The sequence below is a fragment of the Myxococcales bacterium genome (assembly GCA_016706225.1).
GTDB lineage: Bacteria > Myxococcota_A > Polyangia > Polyangiales > Polyangiaceae > JADJKB01.
In genome coordinates, this window is record JADJKB010000025.1 from 179,314 (window position 1) to 200,443 (window position 21,130).

A 21,130-nucleotide genomic window follows, 5' to 3' on the forward strand; every position below is an offset into this window, starting at 1 on the left:
ATAGCACCGAGCGGCGCGGCGGCCGATGTGCGCTCTAGCCCGACATAGGTGCCATGCCGGGTCGGGGGCGTTGCTGGAGCGCGCCCATGGCCGAGAACCTCGCATCAGCGCAAACTCGGTCCATCTTTCTCGATCTCGAAATCCGAGAGGAGGCCGGCTGCCTCCGCATCCGGCAAGGGACGCGGAAGATGGCGCCAGTGAGCGTCGTGCCCCTGATCGTGGCTCTGTTTTTTCTCTGGCAGGTCCTGGTTTTGGGTGGCGTGCGCGTCGCGCGGGGTGTTGGACCGAGCAGCGGGGTCGCTGGCTACGTCGTGGTCGCTGCGTTCGTCGGACTCGCGGGGCTCATGCTCCTGCTCACCGGTTGGATGAGGTGGGTGAGCATCGACCGGGCCCGCGGGATCGTCACGTTTCAAAGCGGAGCTCTCGTTCCGTTTTGGACAGGGCGACGGCAACTCACCGAGTTCTTTCGTGTCCCAGTTTCCGACTTCGGTACTGGCCCGGAACGCAGATGGCAGGTGTGGCTGGAGGGACGGGGTAATCCACCGGGTGTCCTGCTGGCGACGTTTCGCTCCCCGGAGGAGGCCCAGGCCTTCGCCGAGCGAGCGGGGCAGTTTGCAGGGATCTCCGCTCGAGAGCACGCTGCGCGGCGGCTGGAGGAGCAGGTGCGAAATCACGATACAGCGCGACCGCGCCCGGAGCTCGAGCTCACGCGCCGTGAAGGTCGCGTGGTTCTACGGCTTCAACATCAGAAAGCGGAGTGGAGCGAAACCGAATTCACCCGCGGGCTGCTGCACGCAATGACTCCGGCGAAAGGCCCTGGAGAGATCTCGCTGACGGGAGTGACGCCAACCGGTCGCCGGGTGCTGGTCGCGTGGGAACGCTTCGATGAAGCTGCGTGGGTGGCTCTGTGCGAAGGGGCCGGGCGCTTGCGCGAGGTGTTCCCGGACGGGCTCGAGATCAGCGAGGGGGCGGATGCGTGAATGTTGGTGCCGCGGTCCCGCCCGCGGCGGGGCTCAGCTCGAGAGCAGCTCCCGCGCGGCCGAAGAGATCGCGAGCACACCGGGGTGCCGGATCCGCCGCTCCAAGCTGATGGCGAAGTATCGTTCCTTCAGCTCGGGCGCTCGCCCAACCACTCCCACAGCATATTGCTCGACGATCTCCGCTTCGATGGCGGTCGAGCCCAAAAACGCACCGGCGCCCGCCTGCCCAAACACCTTGGCCAGCGCGCTGTCGTCGACCTCCGCGACCACCTGCGGCCGCACCTCCCGTGAGTCGAACCAGCCGTCGAGCTCCCGCCGCATTGCGCTCTGCTCGCCGGGCATGATGAACGGTGCGCCGTCCAGCGAGCGCGGAAAGCCGCGCCGCAACTTGCTCGCGAGCTTCGGTGCCGCGAAAAAGCTGGTGCCGCTCTCCCCCAGCAAATGATTGAAGGCTCGGGTTCCTCGGCTGGGCGACAGCGCTGAGTCCGAAAGCACGAGGTCGACCTCATGGTTGCCGAGCGCTGCGACCAGCCGCTCGGCGGCGTCCTCGCGACACACGATACGGACCGGCGGCGTCAGGCGGAGCGCCGGAGCCAGCATGCGGTAGACGGCGAGCTTGGGCAGCACATCCGCGATCCCGACGACCAACCGCTGCACTCGTCCACTCGAGCGTCCTTTTGCGGCGTCCAACAGGTCGCGCCCGATGCTGAAGATCTCGTCAGCGTGCCGGTACACCGTCGTGCCGAGCTCGGTCAGAACCAGGCCACGTCCCCGCCTCTCGAACAGCTCGCCGCCCAGGCTCTCGCCCAGCGCGCGGATCTGGCTGCTGAGCGTTGGCTGGGCAAGGTGCAACTTCTTGGCGGCGCGGCTGATGCCGCCCTCCTTGGCCGCCAGCCAGAAGTAGTGGAGGTGGTGATAGTTCAGCCATTCCATGGGCCAAGCCTAGGATAGAAAAACTCTATGTAAAGGCACATATCTATCTATTGGCCCTGGGGCGAGCTCGGACCTACATCAGAGCGGATGCAATCTTCGATCGGCAGCCCGGGTCTGTGGGTTGGTTTTCTGGCGCTCGTGTTGGTGATGCTCGCCCTGGATCTGGGCGTGTTCCACCGCCGTCCTCATCAGGTCTCGCTGAAAGAAGCGGGCGTCTGGAGCGCCGTCTGGGTCAGCCTGGCGGTGGCGTTCGGAGTCGGAATTCACCTGGCCTTCGGCGGTGGCAAGGCGGTCGAGTTCGCGACTGGGTATGTGCTCGAGAAAGCGCTCTCGGTCGACAACATCTTCGTGTTCGTGATCATCTTTGCCGCATTCGGCGTTCCTGCGGCGCAGCAACATCGGGTGTTGTTCTGGGGCATCCTGGGTGCGCTGGTGATGCGCGCGATCTTCATCGCGGCGGGAGCTGCGCTGCTCCAGCACTTTCATTTCGTCATCTATCTGTTCGGCGGCCTGCTGATCGTGACCGGAGCCAAGCTGCTGTTTGCCAAGACCGAAGTCGAGTCGAACCCCGCCGACGGCTGGGTCTACCGCACGTTCCAGAGATTCGTGCCCCTGACTCAGGGCCTGCGTGGCAGCAAGTTCATGGTCCGGGAGGGTGGGAAATGGCTGGCCACGCCGCTGCTGGCCGTGCTGGTGTTGGTTGAGATCAGCGACGTCATCTTCGCGGTCGACTCCATCCCCGCCGTGCTCGCGGTGACGCGTGATCCCTTCATCGTGTTCACCTCGAACATCTTCGCGATCCTCGGGCTGCGCTCGTTGTACTTCTTGCTCGCGGGGGTCGTGCACAAGTTCCACTATTTGAAGCCGGCTCTGGCCATCATCCTGACCTTCGTGGGAGTGAAGCTGTGTCTGAGCGCCGTCGCACCCATTCCCACGACGGCCTCGCTGGCGGTGATCGCCTCGCTCGTGGTCGGCGCTGTCCTTCTGTCGCTGCTCCGTCCTCTCCGCCCCGGTCCGGTGCCGCAACCCGTGCCCGTCGATGCCAGGGAGCATCCGCCGGCGGCGCTCTGAGTCAAGGGTACTCCGGCGAGGGTCGCTTACGAAAATAGGCGCACCGAGCTGCGATGCTTGAGCTACTGTCGGCGCTTCCATCCCGAGGTTCGTACGAGGAGTTTGCATGTCCGACGCGTCATTTCCGGCTCGAGTGTCTGTCTTGGTGCTGTCCTTCGCGCTCGCTGCATGCGGTGACAGCTCGGACGAGGGCGGGAAGGGCTCTGGCGGAAGCTCCGCGACGGGCGGGGCCGGCGGGGCTACGGGAGGAAGCGGCGGCGCAGCTGGAGCCGGGGCGGCAGGCGGAAGCGGCGGCTCGACCGCGGGCAGCGGTGGCGCGGCGGCGGGTGCGGGCGGTGGCGGAACCGGCGGCGCGGCAGCGGGCGCCGGCGGCGGGGGAACCGGCGGCACTGGCGGCACGGGGACCGGCGGCACGGGCGGCACGGGGACCGGCGGCACGGGAACCGGCGGCACGGGGACCGGCGGCACGGGGACCGGCGGCACGGGAACCGGCGGCGCCGGACAGTGTGAGCTCGCAGCGAGCCCAACCTGCAACACGATGAAGATGCCAGCAGCGGCGACGTTCGTGACCGGCGTGGTCGGCACCGTGCCGACGGTTTCCGGCGGAGGCGTCATCCCGTCTGGGACCTACGTTCTGATCAAACAGATCATCGCAAGCGGAACCCCAGCAACTCGCAAGCTCGCCGTGTACGGAGGGGGAGGCGGCTGTTTCACCGCGCTCGAGATCGCGCCGGATCTGACAGAGTCCCGCTACTCCGGCACGGTCAGCTACTCCACGAGCACGTCGACGACCACCTTCACGTGTCCGCTCAACCTCAGTGTCTCACCGAGCTTCCAGGTGCTGGCGCCAGTCGGCGGCAAGGTCAAATACGCGACGCTCAACGTGGGTGACTATCGGGAGTGGCTCGAGCAGTAGCTGGAGGCTTCGCGGAGCCTACGCCACCCTCGAAAGGCGCGGTTGCCGCCGGACGCTGGTCTGGCGGGGCAACTTTCGGAGACCGCGATTCCACTTGCCCGGCACGATCACCACTGGACGGCGCGCGATGCGCGCGATGCGGGTCGTGCGCTCGGCGAGATCCCCGGCGCGTCGTCCTTTGCCGATGACGATCATGACCGCGTCGTAGGCCAGGGCGACGTCGACGACCTGCTCGGCGATGCTGCCGGCCTTCACCAACACCTCCACCTTGAAATCCACGGAGCGCCGCACGACTCCGTCCACCTGGCGCCGCGTGCGGCGCTCGGCCACGCCGAGCTGTTTGTCGAGCAGCTGTTTGTAGGCGACCAGCTCACCCCTTACTGGCGTTGCGGACCAGCGCAACACCTCTCTTGGGGCCTCGACGACGTGAAGCGCAATCAGCGTCGCGCCCGTCGAGCGCGCGAGCGCGGCGGCCATGCGCACGGCGGCCAGTGAATTGTCGGTGGCGTCGGTTGCGACGAGGATTCGATTCGGCATGTCTCTTCCCTCGGGTTGGCGCTCAGGAAAGCTTGAAGGCACCGTGTTTTGCGCCGTTGTGCGGGCGCGGGTCGGCCAGCCCCGCGCTGGCCGTGACGGATTCGGCTCGCATCGCGTCGATCCAGCGCTGCGCGCGCTCGGTGGGCTGAAGGTCAGCCGTCAGCGCGCGGCCGGGCATCGCGAGGATCCCGAGATCGGTGCCCACGACCGCCCGCCGGCGCCGGACCCAATCCGCCGAGGTGCTCATCCGACCCCCAGCGAGACGTATTTCACATTCAGATACTCGTGCATGACGAAGTGTCCTCCTTCACGACCAAAACCACTGTGTTTGACCCCGCCGAAGGGGGCCTGCGCGGTCGAGGGCGCCCCGTCGTTGACGCCCACGATGCCGTACTCGAGCCGCTCGGCCACGCGGAACGCCCGGCCCAGATCGCGTGTGTAGAAATACGAGGCGAGGCCGAACTCGGAGTCGTTCGCGAGCTGAACCACCTCGTCTTCGTGTTCGAAGCGGCGCAGCGGGCTGACCGGGCCGAAGGTCTCCTCCCGCGCGCACAGCATCTCGTGTGTGAAGCCCTCGAGCAGCGTGGGCACGTAGAAGCGTTTGGTGTACTTGGCTCCGAGGTCCGCAAGACTGCCCCCGAGGCGCAAGCTCGCTCCGCGCTCGAGCGCATCCGCCACGTGGTGTTGCACCTTCTCGACCGCGGCGTCGTCGATCAGCGGTCCCACTTCGACCCCGGCATCGACCCCGGGGCCGACCTTCATCGCGCCGAGGCGCGCGGCGAGCGCGTCGCGAAAGCGCTCGTAGACCCCGGACTGCACGTAGAAGCGGTTGGCCGAGATGCAGGTCTGGCCCGCGTTCCTGTACTTGCAGCTGAGCGCGCCGAGAACCGCCTGATCGACGTCGGCGTCGTCGAACACGATGAACGGTGCGTGACCGCCGAGCTCCAGCGATAGCCTGAGCAGGTTCTTGGCCGCGCCGCGCATCAAGAGCTGCCCGACCTCGGTCGAGCCCGTGAATGAGAGTTTGGCGAGCGTCGGGTTGTCCATCAGCTCCGCGCCGATGGCCCGAGGGTCGCCGGTGATCACGTTGACCACGCCGGCAGGGAATCCGACCCGCTCACACAGCTCTGCCAGCGCCAGCGCCGACAGCGGCGTTTGTTCCGCGGGCTTCACCACCATGGTGCAGCCCGCTGCGAGGGCAGGGCCGAGCTTGCGGGTGATCATCGCCGCGGGGAAATTCCAGGGGGTGATGGCGGCGGTCACACCGACCGGCTGGCGCAGGACGAGGATGCGTTTTTCGGGCTTGCCGCTCGGCAGAACCTCGCCGTGCACCCGCGTTGCCTCCCCGGCTGCCGAGCGAATGAACGAGGCGGCGTAGGCAATCTCACCGCGGGCCTCGGCCAGCGGTTTGCCCTGCTCGGTGGTGAGCAGTCGTGCCAGACGTTCACTCTCGGTCATCATCAGGTCTGCCAATCGACCGAGCAGGATCGCGCGGGTCTCGGCCGACGCGGCTCTCCAACCCGGAAAGGCCGAGCGCGCCGCGGCGAGGGCCTGGCGCGCCTCTGCCTGTCCGCCGTTCGGAACCTCAGCGATGACCTCGTCCGTCGCTGGGTTCCTGACTTCGAAGCTGGACGCGGCGCGCGTCCACTCGCCCCCGATGAGGTTGTCCGTTCGCAGCTGGTTCATTGTGCCGCCTTTCGTCGTTCGCGCCTTCGGCAGCAAGCCGGAAGGGGAGTTTGGGATGGGGCAGAGCGGAGCGGAGCAGAGCAGAGCGGAGCGGAGCAGGGAAAACAAAAAAGGAGCAGCGGAGCCGAGCAGAGCAGAACAGAGCAGTGCAGAGCGGAGCGGAGCGGCGCAGCCCAGAGCGGAGCGCAGCGTGGCGGGGGCGGCGGTCGGGGGGGCGGCGTTTGCCGCGCCTGGGGCGGGCACGCTCGGTCCGCGCTTCGGCTGGGGGCGACGCTGAGCGTCGGCGAGTGCGATTGCGCTCAGCCGCGCTGCTTCGGCTGCTTGCTGTCGCGATCGGCGTGGGTCGCGTTGTCGCGCGCGCCGACCTTGCCGCAGCGCGGCCCGAGCGGAAACCCTGCGCTGGGGGACTTCTCCAGCCGCTCCTGCGTCGCGGGCGCGTAGCGCCCCGTCTCCGGGATAGGGTCGTCCGCGTGGTTGCGGTTCCAGAGTTGTTGGAATGCCCTCACGTCAACGCTGGAGCGGGAAGCGGCGTCGGGCCCCTTGTAGTCGAAGTGCACGCGATCGATCGACCCGAGCCAGCGGAACTCGTGCGCCTCGAGTGCCGACCGCCAGGCCCCTGCTTCGGCGATGTCGAGCGCGAGCCCCGTCTCGTGATTGCTCTCGCCGGGCGGCGTCGCGAGCTTGATGCCGCAGCGCTGGCCCGCAGCCCAGCGCCATAACAAGTACTGCTGAGCGACCGTGCGGAGCGCGCTGTTGACGGTCATCTTCTTCGTCTTGTTCGCGTCGAGCGCCTTGACCAGGTGATCGCGAGCTGGCGCGTGCAGGTACAGAAATACGTTACGCGCCGTGACCAGGTTGGGCCGCGACGGAACGCTGGCGAACGCCCTGCCATCGATGCAGCGAGCCTGGATCACGATCTGCCGGCTCAGACCGTCCACACTCGACGTGGAGCAAGTTCGCGCTGCCGCCTCGCGCACGGTCCCGGCGCGCGCGGGCTTGTCGGGCTTGGGTTTCGCACGTTCGTCCGTCGGCGGTTCGTCGTCGCCGTCATCGACGGGCTCGAACTTGGACAGGCTCGGTTCGCTGGGAACCGACGGCACTTCGGCTGACTCGACCGGCGCCGGACTCTCGGTCGGCGGGTTCGCGCTCGGCGTGCTCGGCGGAATGACCACGCCGGTTTTTCGTGTATTCAAGATTGAGCGGACGTCGAGCGCGATCACCGCGAGGATGGCGACAAAAGCGGCCGAGAGACCGAGCGTACGCCGCGATGTCCACGGCTGGCGCGGCGTCGGCGCAACCGACGGAGCCGGCTCGAATTGCGACTCCGTCGACGAGCTCGGCTCGCCGGCAGGCTCGTCGCCGGGTTCGAAGTCGTCGGCCGTCATCGGCCCGCCGCGTTACCGCGTACGCGAGCGCAGGGCAAGCGCGACGGCGGGTTGCAAGGAGCGCGGACGGTCCCCCAAGCCACGTGCTCTGGCTGACATGCACACCGCCGTGAGCCAACGCCCGCTGCAGCCGGACCCGTGCGGGTGCGTTGACGGGCCGCTTCGGTCGACATAACACCGCAGACATGGGCGGCTGTCGTGATGGACGATTCTAGGGGCTCATGTCCGACCGTTGCAGAGCGCGCTGCGAGCGCGCGGGCGGCAATCGGTGAGCTTTTCCGGACCGGGGTCGAGCTCGACGCCAGATGGAGCTCGAGACTGTCTTTGCCTTTCCCAACGTGCTGGCCGCTCGAACCGGGGCAAACGCTCGTGACTTATGCGGCTGCGCTGCGGGCCGGCAGCACACCGACGCTGTTCGAGCACAGTGACCTGCTCGGTCGGGTGGTTCACGACCCCGCGCTCGGGTTGGCGCCGAGCTTCGAGCGGTTGTCGAACGGTGTCGAGGCGACCGGTGTCACGGCGGCGCAGCCGATCGCGGCAGCGGAAGCGGAGCAGCTCACTGCTCTGCCGTCCCTCGATGAAGCGTTCTTCGCCATGGCCGGCGGTCGGAGCTCGATCGAGCTCGAGCACGCCGTCCGGGCTCGGGTGGCGTTCTTCCGCAAGACCCACGGCTGGCTGTATGCCATGGCGGCTCGGCTCCACCCGGCCTTTACGCACTGGCTCGACACGCCAATCGGCTCGGGGCCGGCTCCCGACGCGGCAGGATTACTGCGCTTCGAGCGTGCGACGGCCCCGAGCGGACGCGCGATGTTGGTGCTGGCTCGCGGAGTTTCGTTCGAGGAGTTTCCGGCTCACGCGCAGCCCTTCGTCGACGTCGTGCGGGCCCACATCGAACAACGCGTGGACGGGCCCGACGAGCGATTGTGGTTGTTGAAGGTGGGCGCACACTCTCTCTCGATTTCATGGGACGGCTCGGATCCTGACGTGATCGTGATGGCGGCGGACGACACGCCCGACTCGGCGCTGTCTGGGCTCGCGGACCGGCTGGCGTGAGCGCTAACCGACCGGGACCCAGCGTCCGTCGCGTCGACCTCTAGCCGAGGGTCTCCACCGTCCAGAGCACAGCGGCCGGTGTGGGTCTAGGATCGCCTTGCCAGTGGAGCCAGGGCAGCGGCCCAAACTTGGCTTCGAGCTCGGCGCCCAGGGCGCTCCGGCCCCAACCGATCACCGCACCTTGGTCGACCGAGGGGTCGTCGCAGGGATCCGGAAACCCGTTCGACGCGAGGTTTACGTAGCGGAGCCGCGGCAAGTTCTTCGACGCGCACAGCGCCTCGAGGCCTGTTTGCCCGAGCTGGCAGTAGCCGAGATCCAGCCAGGAGAGCTGAGCGACGTACGGCGAAGCGGCGAGCAGCGCGGCCCCCGCCGGCCCAATGCTCTGGTCGAAGAGATCGAGGGCGACGACGTTGCCGAGGAGAGGCAACGCAAACAGCTCGGCAGAGCGAGCCGCTACATCGACTACTTTGAGCGAGAGCGTGTCGTTCGCCGCGACCACAGGCGGTTGGGCGAGGAGAGCTTCGAGGCTGAGCTTGACTTCGACCAGGGCCATGTGTGGTCCGCGTGCATCGTAGACTCGACTAGAGCGCTTTCGCAGAGCGAAATACGCGGCGGCGCTCGGCCGCGCCCCGCGCGGGGCTCACGCTCGCGCAGGTTTCAACACCACGGCCCGGCCGTGCCGCCCGTCCAGGTAGATGCGGAGCGGTTGCTCGAGCTCGACGTGGCGCACCAGAGCCGATTCCCGCGCCGAGGGTTGGTCGTTCAGCCAGCTCTCGTCGATGCGCGCATTCGCTTGGGGTGTGGCGGTCAGATAGCCGACATGCGCCGCCGTCAGGTTGTGGAAGAAGTGAGTGCCTTGTGACGACTCGAGCAGCTCGCCTCGGAGAGGAGTCTCGACGATCACGCGGGAATTGGCGATGTGAGTCCAGTCCACCGGGATCCCGAGGTGTGGATCCGACGAGCCCCAGCGACCAGGCCCGACCAGCAGATACTTCCGGCCGTGTGCCCGCAGGTTGGCGTCAATTTCCCGAAGCTCGATGGCAGCGGCGCGCGTCTCCTGCGCCGAGAGGTACCCGCTCTTGACGTAGACGACGTCGCGCACGTCTTCGATGATGCCGTTGCCGAGTGAGCGCTCCGTCCGGATCAGGGTTTCGTCGGCGTCGAAGGCGTCGAAGGCGACATGCACGGGAGCGGGATCTTGGCTCGCCATGGGCCGCGCCTGCAGCACGTACAGCCTCGGCACCTTGCTGCGCTGGCCGGGCTCCGGAGAGCGACCGTAGTCCCCCATGTCCACGGCGAACTCGAGCTCCACCTCCGAATTCATGGCTTTGCCGACCACGGCCAGGAGCTCGGTGATGGCCTCCGCCAGCGGGATGGCCTTCCAGCGCAACACGTTGGCAAAGGTGACGGCGCGCGGGCCCGGCAGCGCCAGGTTCTCCCGGATGGCGTCGTCGTCGACCGAGTAGACGCTGCCGGCGAGCGCCAGCGTTCCGTCGCCCTCGGCCACATCCAGGTCGTACAAGCGCAAGAGCCCGTGCGGGTCGGCCGCAAAGTCGATCAGCGGCGAGCTCAGGTCCAGCGCGTAGAACTGGCGTTGTGTGCTCTCGAGCACCTGCGCCGGACGCCCGAACTGGGGCAGGACGCCCGGGTGGGCCGGGCTGAAGCGGACGCCCGAGCCCTGCGCCACGACCATCTGGCCGAGACCCAGAGCGATCACCGCCAGACCTTGGTCGGCTCGTTGCGGCCCGATGGGGTAATAGTTGTACGACTGCGCAACGCCGGAGATGGGCGGGTAGAAACGCTCCCCATGCTTTTGTCCGATGATCTGCTGCACCAGCACGCCCATCTTTTCATCCTCGGCGCTGTGGGGGTGAGCTGCCGAATAGGTGCGGGCGTCCCGCGCGAACATCGAGGCGTAGACCGCCTTGATCGCGCGCTGGAGCCTGAAGCGCACCTCGGGATCGGGGTGGTTGTTGGGCAACATGTAGGTGGCGTACACGCCGGCGAAAGGTTGGAAGCGGGCGTCCTCGCGCAGACTGGAGGAGCGCACCGCGAGCGGGCCTTCCAGTGCCCAGTACGCCTCGTGCAGCTCGGCCAAGAAACTCTCCGACAGGCGCGCCTGCATGATCACGCGGCGGATCTCGGGGTCATCACGCCGGCCGAGGAGCTTGACGTCGATCTGTCGAATGAAGCGATCGAACTCCCCGACGCTGATGGCGACCGTCTTGGGAATGCGGATCTCGAGCTCCGGGAAGCGCTGGATCAGGCCTTCCTGCACCAAGAGTCCGCTCACGAAGCCGATGCTGCGTGCCTTGCCACCGATGGACCCAGTGCCAATGCGCATGAAGCGGTTGCTGGGTGAGCGGGTGCCCGTCGCCAGGTCGGTCACAACGCCGGCCTGATCGTGATCCGAGGCCTGGCGCAGGACCTCCTGCAAGTAGGTCCGCACGCGCTCGGGTTTGTTGAAGTCGGCCAGGGTGATGCCGCGCGTGTAACGCGCGATCTGGAACATCGAGCGCGCCTTGAGCCAGCGCGAAAAATCGTGGCGCTTGGCGTGGTGCAGAATGGATTCGAGTGGCACGTGCTCCAGGGCTTCAGCGAGCTCGGAGCACACTGCGGGCGGTGGCGACCTGGGTGCCGTCGGGCAGGCGAAAGATGAACTCGCCGAAACCGAGGTGTTCTTCCAGGAACCGACGCACGACCTGCATGGCGTCGGGGGCGTTCTTGTCGGCAAATCGCACGTCCGCCTCCCGCGCCGCCGCGGCGAAGGAGGCGTCGGAGGAGTGGAGCAGCATGGGCGGCGGGTCCTCGCGCTGTCGGACCAACTCGAGCAGCTGAAACCCCGCGCGGGGCTCGAGCTGGCCGCCTCGGGGGAACGAGACGTCGCTGATGATCCCCATCACGTTGCTGGCCCAGCGCTCCAGCAAGCGTCTGGCATCTTCGAACGTGCGCGCCAGGAGGATCTTCGGCCGGGCGTGGATGCGGAGCGCCCGATGAAACTCGTTGACACCCTCCGCGACCAGCGAGCGCGACTGCCGCATGAGCTCCGGATACAGGAGCGTCAGGAAACCGGAGAACGCCCGGACACTGTCTTCCACGACGATGATGACCTGAATGTCGGCCGCATCGACGTCGTGATCGACGTTGGCCATGTCCTCGATGAGCTTGACGACGGCGAGCATGATGCCCGCGTCGCCGCTCCAGAGCAGGACCTGATCGAAATACCCCTCTTCCGCCGGCGGGAGGGAGCCGAGCTGCGCCTCGTCGAACACCAGGAGCACCAGCGGCAGAGCCCCGTGCAAGCTGCGGATCTGCCGGCCCAGATCGGCAACGTCGGTGCCGGGCAGCGAGCTGGCGATCAGCACCAGCTGGAAGGGCCGGCGCGTGAGCAGGGCCAGCGCGGCCTCCGCCGATTTGGCGTGGGTGATCCGCGGTGCCCAGGACAGCTCCAGCTCGGAGTAGCTGGCAAAGATCCGGTGGGTGAGCGGCCCGTCCTCCTCGAGCAGGAATGCGTCGTAAGCCGAGGAGACCAGCAGGACCTCCCGCACTCGGTTTGGCATCAGCGCGTGGAACTGTTCACGCCAATGCGAGCGGATGCGCGGGAGGGCCGGCCGGGACGGCTTGCCTGGCATCCCTAGACGATGCCTTGATCGAGCATCGAGTCGGCGACCTTGACGAAGCCGGCGATGTTGGCGCCCGCGACGTAGTCGATGAACTCGCCCTGCTTGCCGTACTTCACGCACTCCGGTGTGGATCGAGCGCATGATGATGTGAAGGCGGTTGTCGACCTCTTCCGGGTCCAGCTGAGGTGAGCGGCGTTCTGCGCCATCTCGAGACCCGACGTGGCCACGCCGCCGGCGTTGGCTGCTGCCCGGACCGTACAGGAGGTGCGCTTCGCGGAAGACGCTGACCCCTTCCGGTGTCGTGGGCATGTTGGCACCCTCCGACACACAGATGCAGCCGTTCTTGACCAAAGGTTTGTGCGTCGTTGCCATCGAGCTCGTTCTCGATGGCGCAGGGCAGCGCGATCTCGCTGGAATGCCCCAGGGGCGCTGGCCTTCGCGATAGCTTGCGCCGGGATACTGCGCCACGTACTCGGCGATGCGCCCGCGGCGGATGTTCTTCAGGTTCATCACCCACGCCAGTTTGTCCGGCCCGATGCCGTCGGGATCGAAGATGGTTCCAGCGGAATCCGAGAGTGAGACCACCTTGCCCCCTGAGTGCTCGTTGACCTTCTCCACCGCGTATTGCGCGACGTTGCCGCTTCCCGACACGGTGACGGTCGCGCCTTCGAAGGAGCGCCCGCGCGTGGCGAGCATCTCTTGAGCGAAGTAGGTGGCACCGTAGCCGGTCGCCTCCGGTCGGATCAGTGAGCCGCCCCAGTTGATGCCCTTGCCGGTGAGCACCCCGGTGAACTCGTTGCGGAGTTTTTTGTATCGGGCTCGGTGGCTCGCTCCAGGATCTTGGCGTTCCTGTAGGCTGGGTTGCGCTCGATCACCGGCATGACCGACTCCACCACCTCGCGGACAGCCTGGAGAAATTCGGTCTCGCCCGGGTTCTTGGCCTGGACTCGTTCCATGAATGCGTCGACTGAAGTGGTCATGACCGCGCTCCTTGGGGGCCCGTTTTGGGCCCCAAGAACCTACTCCTCTGCTTGGCCGGACGCGATGGGGACCGCGCGGAACCACGGAGCGCGCCGCGTGCGACGGCGATTTCTGCGTGGTCCCATCTCGAGTGGTGCGCGGGCGCTCGAGCCAGCAGCGTCTCCTGGACTCGGGCCTCTCGATGTGGAACATACCCCCGGCACTTGGAGACCTCATGACACGCACGAAGCTCGCCGCGACCCCTGCCATCTTGCTGTTTGCCGCTGCTCTTCTGGTTCCGCCGGGTTGCTCCAGTAGCGGGGGTGGTGGTGGGTACAGCTGCGCCGATGGTGGCACTTGCCCGTCGGGTTACACTTGCGACCTCAGCGGTGTTTGCCAGTCGGTCGGTACGGGCGGCGGCGGCGCTGGCGGCGGCGTCGGCGCCAGCGGTGGGTTCGGCGCAAGCGGTGGGTTCGGCGCAACGGGCGGTGTCGGCGCAACGGGCGGTCTCAGTGGTGGCGGCGGGTTTGGCGCGACGGGCGCGACCGGGGGCGTCGGCGCGAGCGGCGGCTTCGGTGCAACCGGTGGCGTCGGCGCGACGGGCGGCACTGCCCCGACGGGCGGCAGCGATGACACGGGCGCGACCGGTGGTACGGGCGCGACCGGTGGTACGGGCGCGACCGGCGGTACGGGCGCGACTGGCGGTACGGGCGCGACTGGCGGTACGGGCGCCACCGGCGGCAGCGGCGGCAGCGGCGGTGGTGTTGCGCTGCCCCCCGGCTGCGTGATGGGCGGCGTAACCTTGCTGTGTAACCCGCTCACCAACTCGGGCTGCACCGTGGCCGGCGAGGCCTGCGACATCGCCTACAGCGGCGCGGTCGCCAGCACGAAGTGCTTCCCCGCACCCAACACGGCCCAGGCGGGTCAGACGTGCGACAACGGTGCCGGACCGTATTGCGTCGCCACCTACCGCTGCACCGGAGAGCCGGGGTGTGCGCCAAGTTCTGTTGCTCCAGCGCCGAGTGCGGCGGCAAGACCTGCACACCGATCGACACGACGAACGTGGGCAGTCTAGGCTACTGCAACTGACGCAGGTCATCGCTCTCGGTGGGGCAGATGCGTGACGCAGCACTCATCGAGCGGATCGCACGCGAGCTCCGCGTTCCGCCGCGAGGGGCGACAGCGGCGCTCGCCCTGTTCGATGGCGGGGCTACCGTGCCGTTCGTCGCGCGGTATCGCAAGGAGGCCACGGGTGGGCTCGATGAGGTCCAGCTGCGCGCGATCGCCGAACGGGCGAAATACCTGTCGGAGCTCGGGGATGCGCGCAGGGTGGCGCTCGAGGCGATCCGCGCACAAGGCAAGCTCACTCCGGAGCTCGAACGGGCGATCACGCTGTGTGAGACGAAGGCCGAACTCGAGCACCTGTACGCGCCCTTCCGGAGCAAACGCCGCACGCGCGGCCAGATCGCCAAGGAGCTCGGGCTCGAGCCGCTGGCCGACCTGATCTGGAAGCACGACGCCAGCGAGAGTCCCGAGGCAGCGGCGCGCAGGTTCGTCGCGCAAAATCCCGAGATCGGCTCGGCTGAGGCGGCCCTCGACGGCGCGGTCGACATCTGTGCCGAGCGCATCTCCGAAGACCCCGCCGCGCGCCGTCGGGTCGCCGAGGAGCTGCGACGCGGCACCGTGCGCGTGAAAAAGGCGACGAAGTTTCGGACGCAGACCACGAAGTTCGACAACTACGCGAGCTTCGCCGAGCCCGTCGCGAAGCTCGCGCCGCACCGCTATCTGGCGATTTGCCGCGGTGAGAACGAGGGCGTGCTCAGGCCGAGCTTCGAATTGGACGACGCTCGTGTCACCCGGGAGCTCGAGCGGTTGGTCGGACTCCGAGCCGGTGATGCGTGGGGAAAGCTGCTTGCTCGTGCGGTCGACGAGGCACTCTCGCGGTTGCTCGTTCCTGCCGCGCGTTCTGCCGTGCGCGCGGAGTTGCTGGACGTTGCGGAGCGCGACGCGGTGAAGGTGTTCGCCAAGAACCTGGAGCAACTGCTCCTGGCAGCACCCTTCGGCGGGCGCTGGGTGCTGGGGATCGATCCCGGGCAACGCACGGGCTGCAAGTGCGTCGTGCTCGACGCGACTGGAACGTTGGTCGAGCACAGCGTCATCAACCTGGTCCAGGGCCAAAACGCCGAGCGAGCCGCCGAACAAACCCTCTCCGGTCTGCTCGACCGCCATCCCATTGCGGCCGTGGCGGTAGGCAACGGCACGCATGGGCGCGAGACCGAGAGCTTCGTCCGCCAGCTCCTGAAACGCAGAGGCAACGCCGATGTGCTCTGCGTTTCGATCAATGAGGCCGACGCCAATGTATACTCAACGAGCGATGTGGCTCGCCAAGAGCTGCCCGATCACGACGTCACGGTGCGGGGGGCCGTCAGCATCGGCCGCCGGCTGCAGGATCCGCTGTCCGAGCTGGTGAAGGTCGATCCCAAGAGCGTCGGAGTTGGCCAGTATCAGCACGACGTGAGTGAAACCTTGCTCGAAGCGAAACTCGATGAGGTGGTCGAGAGCTGCGTGAATCGTGTTGGCGTCGAGCTGAACACTGCGAGCCCCTCGCTGCTCGGTCGAGTGTCGGGGATCGGTGAGAAGCTCGCGCAGCGCATCGCGGAATACCGGAAGGCCCACGGCCGGTTCGTGTCCCGGCAGCAGCTGACCCAGGTCCATGGGCTGGGGGCGCGCACCTTCGAACAAGCGGCCGGTTTCTTGCGGGTTCACGGAGCCGAGCACCCCCTCGACGCGAGCGGTGTTCATCCGGAACGCTACCGACTGGTCGAGAGCATGGCGCGCGATCTCGGCGTCGGCCTCCGGGACCTGCTTCGGGAGCCTCAGCTGCTCGAGCGGCTGGAGCGGAGCAAATACCTATCGGCAGACGTGGGCGACTACACCCTCGATCACATCGTTGCCGAGCTGAAGCGGCCGGGTCGTGACCCGCGAGCCGAGTTCGAGGCGCCGAGCTTCCGGGATGACGTGCGCAGCATCGAGGACGTCAGCGCGGGCATGGTGCTCGAGGGGCGCGTGACGAACGTGACTGCCTTCGGCGCGTTCGTGGACATCGGTGTGCACCAGGACGGTCTGGTGCACATCTCCGCCCTGGCCGACCGCTTCGTGACGGACCCGAACGAGGTCGTCGCTGTGGGTGATCTGCTCCGCGTCCGGGTGCTGAGCGTCGATCTGGAGCGCAAACGCATCAGCCTGAGCGCAAAGTCGGCGGGCTGATGCGAGCTCAGAACGGCTTGCCGCCGGAATTGCCGCCCGGGGCGTAGTCGCAGACGATCACGCCACCGAACTTGAGTCCCGCGCACTTGTTGATGCCGCAGCCGAGCTTGGTCGTTGCTGCCCACATCACCTGGGTGTAGTGCCCGCAGGCCTTTCCGGCAGCGCACTTGCCGCTGGCGTAGTCGTAGTCGGCCTCTTCCGCCATCCACAACGACACCGCGGCCTGAGGCGTGCCGGTCCCGCTCGCTCCGTAGATATTCTCGCCAACGTACCCGGGGTAGTTGTCGCTGCGCCCAGCATTGTGATCGATGAGGCCGATGGGCGCTTCGTTGTCCACGCAGCCGTCGGCCCAGCCCTGTGCAATGGCCGCCAGCGCCGGATCCCACGTCAGCGGCGGCACGCCTTCTTTTGCGCGCGCTTCGTTGTGCAGCTGGGTGATGCCCGCGAGACTCGCCGGCTCGCCAGCTCCCACTGCGCCGCCTGCACCTCCGGTCGCGCTTCCGCCCTGCCCAGCCTGTGCGCCGGTGCCCCCCGTTGCTCCCTGAGCCGTTCCCCCACCGCCCGTCGCTCCCTGAGCCGTGCCGCCGGTGCCCGTGTTCGCACCGGTGCCGCCACCGCCTCCGTCTTCACTGCTGCAAGCCACGAGAGCAGGGACGACCAGGAATGCGAGCATCAACTTTCGAAACGGGACGGGCTGCGACACGGCTGCCTCCTTTTCGCTTCGAGCTTACCACGGGACCGAGAGCGGGAACGATTCGCGTCGGGCTCGAGGCAACGTGGACGCCGGCCACACCGCCTTGCGCGCACGATCGATCTCGAGCACGTTCAGGGCCCGAGTTGACGCAACCGCGTGTTGGAGCCGTCGAACGGATGGCGAGCCCGGACCCGTCGCCGCGCGAGGCGAGTTGACGGCCAGTCCCTGCGCCACGTACATCGATTGGGTCATGTCTTCGGTTCGCCGGACCGTCGCGAGCTCGACGCGGTCGTGGGTCGTGGGTTGCCTAGCCACGTTCGCCATCGCTGCCGTTGTGCACTGCGGCCACTCGAGCGTGCCGACCGGGCGCGGCGCGAAGGCGCCGAGCGCAGCGGGCCCGTCGGCCTCGGATCTCACCGCGCCGAAGGTGAGTGCCCATCTGGCCCCGGTCGAGCCGTCGGCGAAACGGCCCTACAGCGTCCTCTTGCTGATGATCGACAGCCTGAGAGCCGACATGCCCTGGGCCGGATATCCCCGGGCGATCGCGCCGTGGCTCTCGAAGTTCGGCGAGCGCTCGACGCTTTATCCGCGCAGTTATTCGATCTCGAGCTACACCGCCCAGAGCGTAGCTCCCACGTTGGCCGGCAAGTACCCGAGCCAGATGAAACGTGACGGCTGGTTCTTCACCAAGTGGTTCGACGACAACGTTTTTCTCTCGGAGCGCGCCCAGACGCACGGGATCCGCACGCTGGCCGGCCATGCGCACGGCTACTTCTTGCCCAAGTACGGACTGAATCAGGGCTGGGACGACTACCGGTTACTCGATGGCACGGCGCTCGAGACCGCGGGTGTAACCGACGTCAACAGCGACCGCTTGAACGCGCTGGCGAAGAAGTTGTTGTCGGACCCGGCGAACGTGGGCTCACACGGTCAGAAGCGCTTTTTTGCCTACGTTCACTTCGTCGATCCGCACTTCACGTATGTGAAACACCCGGAGGACCCCGACTACGGTGACAAGCGCCGGGACCTCTATGACAACGAAGTTCACTTCACCGACCGTTGGGTCGGTGACTTGGTGGACTGGGCCCTTCGTCAACCGTGGGGTGAGCACCTCGCCATCGTGATCACCGCCGATCACGGTGAGGGGTTCGGCGAGCGCGGGCACTATCGCCATTCCTTCGAGCTGTGGGAGAGCTTGGTGCGAGTCCCGCTCTTCATCTACGTGCCGGGCGCCCCTTCGCGGCGAATCGAAACCGCGCGCGGCGCCATCGACCTTGCGCCCACGATGGCGGACTTGCTCGGTTTGCCCGTGGGCGACGAGTACCAAGGCCAGAGCTTGGTGCCGGAGGTATTCGGCGCCGAGGCGCGACCGAGACCTGTAATCGTCGATTTACCCCGCTCCAATTTGAGCGACCGGCGCAGGGCGATCATCGAGGGGGACTACAAGCTGATCGCCTTCGGTGACGACCGGCGGTTCGAGCTGTTCAACGTTGGCCTCGACTTCGCTGAAACGCGAGAGCTGTCGCAGTCCGAGCCAAAGAAACTCGAGGAGATGAAACAACTCTACGCGGAGCTTTCCTCGAGAGTGGAGAGTGTTGCGGTGGTCGGGGATGCACCACTCCGGGGCGCCCCGCGGCACTAGAGCTACTGACGAGCCTGCTGTACCGTCGCGCTCCCTCACTTGGGCTGACAGGTGCCGGAGCAAGAATAGCCGGCTTGCGCGTTGCACACGCAGTGTGCGGCGGGGCCGCAAGGATTCGGATCGTATCCCTTGGGTGGTGGGGCGTCGCCGAGCGGCCCGCCGCTCCAGATCGAACAGCTCTTTTCTGTTTGGGGTGCGTCAGTCGGCGGGCTCGGAGCCGGGCCGAGCGGTTCGATTGGGGGTTCGACGAGCTCAGGAGGAGGCTCGGTTGCGCTAGTCACGGGCGGCGGCGCGCTGCGAGCGGGCTCGGTCGGTGCGGGCTGCGACGCCGCGCCGCAGCCGGCGACCATTGTCGCGGCGGCCATCAGTCCCCGGAGGACCACGCGATTCATCCTCGAAAAACGCGCCAGGTCGGCTGACCTTACGCCATTCATCATCAGAAGAGCGTGTCAAATTGCAGTCCTGCGCTGGCGCCTGCCTAGCCGATGCGCGGACCCCTGACTCGAACCCACCACAGGGTAGGTCGGCGCCGGCGGGAACAGAGCGCTGTTCGCCCTCGTGGAGAGCTGTGTCAGAGTACCCAGATGCGAGCGCGGGGCCTGTTGGGATGGGGTGTCGGTCTTCTGCTGGTCGCATGCGGCGGCTCGGAGTTCGGGAGTGAGGGCTCCGGTGGCGCTGGCGGGGCGGCGACGGGAGGCAGCTCAGCGAGCGGGGGTGCCGCAACCGGAGGCACGTCGGGCGCCTCCGGTGGGAGTGGTGGGCTCGCCGGCGGCGCAGGCTCCGGGGGTAGCATGGGAGGCGCGCCATCCGGTGGAGTCTCCGGCGTTGGCGGCGCTCCGGGCGACGCGAGCACGGACTCCAGCGTCGACGCAGGGCCGCAACCGATCGCCGTGGTGCAAGCGTCGGCTGTCAAACTCAGCACGTCGCCCGAGGCCGTCTCGAAGCTCACGCTGTCCGCCACACCCCAGCCGGGCAACGCGATCATCGTCGGCATCACCTGCATCAGTGAGTACGGCTACGACGGTGATGCGGGCGTAGCCGGCGACTGTGTCCTCTCGAACGGCAGTGTCGCCGACAATCAGGGGAATACCTACACGCGCGTCGTGCAGGGCGAACCGCTGGCGTCGAGCCACCAGAAGGCTCGCTCGTACATCTTCATCGCACAGAACATCGCGGCCGCGGGCTCGTTCATCATCAGCGTCGACCCCGAGGGGCCGCCGCAGGTGCAAGGTATCGCCTGGGGTGCCATCGAGGTCGCCGGCTTGAAGGCGCCCCCGAGCCTCGATGCGTGGGGTCTCAGTCTGGTCGGAGGAACCAACGCGACCACGACAACCGCCACGACAGATCTCGCCACGACGCAAGCGAACGAGCTGGCTGTCGGCGTGCTCACGATGCGCAGCGACGACACGAACATGATGATCACCCAAGAAAGCGGCTGGGTCTCGCACCAGGTCCATCAAAACAGCACCTCCGCGAACATGAACCCGCCGGGGCACTCGATGGTCTCGAAGCTGCTGACGAGCTCGGGAAAGATCAGCCACACGTGGACTCACGACATGCCCACGCGGAGCGTCGCGGGCGTCATCGCGACGTTCAAGGGTGCGTCGACGGACTGAGGCGATTGTCACGAGCGGCAAACGCTCGACGCTCGATGACTCGTTATTTGCTGCCGCCGATTTGCTTTTGCTGCAGCAGATGGTGCGCGAGCCGAACGAAGTCGCCCTGAGTGATGATCCCAACGAGCTTGCCACCTTCCTCGGTGACGAGCACGCACACGGCCCGCGCTTTCCACATCACCGCCGCAACCTCGACCAAGTCGTCGGTCGGGCGCACGGACGCGAAGTCTTGTCGCATGATGCGTTTGGCGGGCAGCTTGTGGACGATCTCGTCGACCTCTTTGGCCAGGTTCGTGAGGTAGCTGGACGAGGCATGCAACAGATCGGCATGGGTGATGAGGCCGACCGCCTTGTCGTCGTCGACGACCGGCAGGTGACGGAAGTGGAGCGTGGCCATGTGCTCCTCGAGGGATTCGAGGCTGTCTTCCGGGCCGATGGTGAAGAGCTGCCGCGTCATGAGGTCCCGCGCCAACTTGGGCTCGCCGCTCACCTCGAGGGGGCGGCCCTCCGACGCCCGCAGGCGCGGTGGAGGCGGCGGATGATGCGTCCGTGCTTTGTGCGGGGCCTCCGGCGACACGATCTCCGGCTCCACCTCTTCGACGATGCTCGGACGGTCCGACGCTTCCGCTTCAGCCGCCGTCGCTGCCTTGACCGCTTCGTCTTCCCCGTCGCTTGCCGCCTCGGGCTTTGTCTCCCCCTCACTCATGGCGGCTAAAGTAGGACGACTGCGCACCACGTTTCAAGTTGATAGAACCTGGGCGGCTCCT

The 21,130-nt window shown here is 67.2% G+C and carries 19 protein-coding genes and 1 pseudogene; 8 read left to right on the forward strand and 12 right to left on the reverse strand.

Going from position 1 to position 21,130, the window contains the following annotated elements; translation table 11 throughout:
• Positions 1-197 precede the first annotated feature (197 nt).
• Positions 198-980 carry a hypothetical protein gene (locus tag IPI67_39385; protein ID MBK7586237.1) on the forward strand — a complete coding sequence of 261 codons (783 nt, stop codon included), beginning with the start codon at positions 198-200 and terminating at the stop codon, positions 978-980.
• Positions 981-1,013: 33 nt separating this feature from the next.
• Here IPI67_39385 and nhaR read toward each other — a convergent pair whose 3' ends face one another.
• Entirely contained in the window at positions 1,014-1,913 is a 900-nt protein-coding gene (gene nhaR, locus IPI67_39390) for a transcriptional activator NhaR (GenBank protein ID MBK7586238.1), read from the reverse strand.
• A gap of 87 nt (positions 1,914-2,000) precedes the next feature.
• On the opposite strand from nhaR, the gene IPI67_39395 reads away from it, so the two are divergent.
• Positions 2,001-2,984 (forward strand): TerC family protein, encoded by a 984-nt coding sequence (locus IPI67_39395; protein MBK7586239.1) that lies wholly within the window; start codon positions 2,001-2,003, stop codon positions 2,982-2,984.
• A gap of 106 nt (positions 2,985-3,090) precedes the next feature.
• Positions 3,091-3,900 (forward strand): hypothetical protein, encoded by an 810-nt coding sequence (locus tag IPI67_39400; protein ID MBK7586240.1) that lies wholly within the window; start codon positions 3,091-3,093, stop codon positions 3,898-3,900.
• A gap of 18 nt (positions 3,901-3,918) precedes the next feature.
• Here IPI67_39400 and IPI67_39405 read toward each other — a convergent pair whose 3' ends face one another.
• From IPI67_39405 to IPI67_39420, 4 genes are all read right to left on the reverse strand, one after another.
• Positions 3,919-4,437: a universal stress protein gene (locus tag IPI67_39405; GenBank protein MBK7586241.1), complete on the reverse strand. Its 519-nt coding sequence runs from the start codon at positions 4,435-4,437 to the stop codon at positions 3,919-3,921.
• Positions 4,438-4,459: 22 nt separating this feature from the next.
• Positions 4,460-4,642 carry a hypothetical protein gene (locus tag IPI67_39410; GenBank protein MBK7586242.1) on the reverse strand — a complete coding sequence of 61 codons (183 nt, stop codon included), beginning with the start codon at positions 4,640-4,642 and terminating at the stop codon, positions 4,460-4,462.
• A gap of 38 nt (positions 4,643-4,680) precedes the next feature.
• On the reverse strand, positions 4,681-6,123 hold the full coding sequence (locus tag IPI67_39415) for an NAD-dependent succinate-semialdehyde dehydrogenase (protein MBK7586243.1): 1,443 nt from the start codon (positions 6,121-6,123) through the stop codon (positions 4,681-4,683).
• Positions 6,124-6,422: 299 nt separating this feature from the next.
• Positions 6,423-7,508, reverse strand: a complete 1,086-nt coding sequence (locus IPI67_39420) for a D-alanyl-D-alanine carboxypeptidase family protein (protein MBK7586244.1) — start codon at positions 7,506-7,508, stop codon at positions 6,423-6,425.
• Positions 7,509-7,877: 369 nt separating this feature from the next.
• Between IPI67_39420 and IPI67_39425 the strand changes: the two genes are divergently transcribed.
• On the forward strand, positions 7,878-8,561 hold the full coding sequence (locus tag IPI67_39425) for a hypothetical protein (GenBank protein MBK7586245.1): 684 nt from the start codon (positions 7,878-7,880) through the stop codon (positions 8,559-8,561).
• A gap of 40 nt (positions 8,562-8,601) precedes the next feature.
• Here the strand turns inward: IPI67_39425 and IPI67_39430 are convergent, their stop codons facing one another.
• The 4 genes and pseudogenes from IPI67_39430 to IPI67_39445 all read right to left on the reverse strand — a co-directional run bounded on the left by IPI67_39430 (position 8,602) and on the right by IPI67_39445 (position 13,164).
• Positions 8,602-9,114, reverse strand: coding sequence for a hypothetical protein (locus IPI67_39430; GenBank protein MBK7586246.1), 513 nt, complete (start codon positions 9,112-9,114; stop codon positions 8,602-8,604).
• A gap of 87 nt (positions 9,115-9,201) precedes the next feature.
• Complete coding sequence (locus IPI67_39435) at positions 9,202-11,142, reverse strand: hypothetical protein (protein ID MBK7586247.1); 1,941 nt, start codon at positions 11,140-11,142, stop codon at positions 9,202-9,204.
• Positions 11,143-11,155: 13 nt separating this feature from the next.
• A complete protein-coding gene (locus IPI67_39440) occupies positions 11,156-12,121 on the reverse strand; it encodes a hypothetical protein (GenBank protein ID MBK7586248.1) in 966 nt (321 codons plus the stop codon).
• Between the two features lie 74 nt (positions 12,122-12,195).
• Positions 12,196-13,164 (reverse strand): annotated as a pseudogene (locus IPI67_39445) (hypothetical protein).
• Between the two features lie 215 nt (positions 13,165-13,379).
• Between IPI67_39445 and IPI67_39450 the strand changes: the two are divergent.
• Positions 13,380-14,219, forward strand: a complete 840-nt coding sequence (locus IPI67_39450; GenBank protein ID MBK7586249.1) for a hypothetical protein — start codon at positions 13,380-13,382, stop codon at positions 14,217-14,219.
• A 41-nt stretch (positions 14,220-14,260) separates the two neighbouring features.
• On the forward strand, positions 14,261-16,411 hold the full coding sequence (locus IPI67_39455) for an RNA-binding transcriptional accessory protein (protein MBK7586250.1): 2,151 nt from the start codon (positions 14,261-14,263) through the stop codon (positions 16,409-16,411).
• 7 nt (positions 16,412-16,418) lie between these two features.
• Here IPI67_39455 and IPI67_39460 read toward each other — a convergent pair whose 3' ends face one another.
• Positions 16,419-17,114: a hypothetical protein gene (locus tag IPI67_39460; protein ID MBK7586251.1), complete on the reverse strand. Its 696-nt coding sequence runs from the start codon at positions 17,112-17,114 to the stop codon at positions 16,419-16,421.
• 241 nt (positions 17,115-17,355) lie between these two features.
• On the opposite strand from IPI67_39460, the gene IPI67_39465 reads away from it, so the two are divergent.
• Positions 17,356-18,747, forward strand: a complete 1,392-nt coding sequence (locus IPI67_39465) for a sulfatase-like hydrolase/transferase (protein MBK7586252.1) — start codon at positions 17,356-17,358, stop codon at positions 18,745-18,747.
• Positions 18,748-18,782: 35 nt separating this feature from the next.
• Here IPI67_39465 and IPI67_39470 read toward each other — a convergent pair whose 3' ends face one another.
• Positions 18,783-19,112: a hypothetical protein gene (locus IPI67_39470; GenBank protein MBK7586253.1), complete on the reverse strand. Its 330-nt coding sequence runs from the start codon at positions 19,110-19,112 to the stop codon at positions 18,783-18,785.
• Positions 19,113-19,331: 219 nt separating this feature from the next.
• Here IPI67_39470 and IPI67_39475 point away from each other — a divergent pair, with 219 nt between their 5' ends.
• On the forward strand, positions 19,332-20,363 hold the full coding sequence (locus IPI67_39475) for a hypothetical protein (protein ID MBK7586254.1): 1,032 nt from the start codon (positions 19,332-19,334) through the stop codon (positions 20,361-20,363).
• A gap of 43 nt (positions 20,364-20,406) precedes the next feature.
• Here IPI67_39475 and IPI67_39480 read toward each other — a convergent pair whose 3' ends face one another.
• Complete coding sequence (locus IPI67_39480) at positions 20,407-21,069, reverse strand: CBS domain-containing protein (GenBank protein MBK7586255.1); 663 nt, start codon at positions 21,067-21,069, stop codon at positions 20,407-20,409.
• Positions 21,070-21,130: the final 61 nt, after the last annotated feature.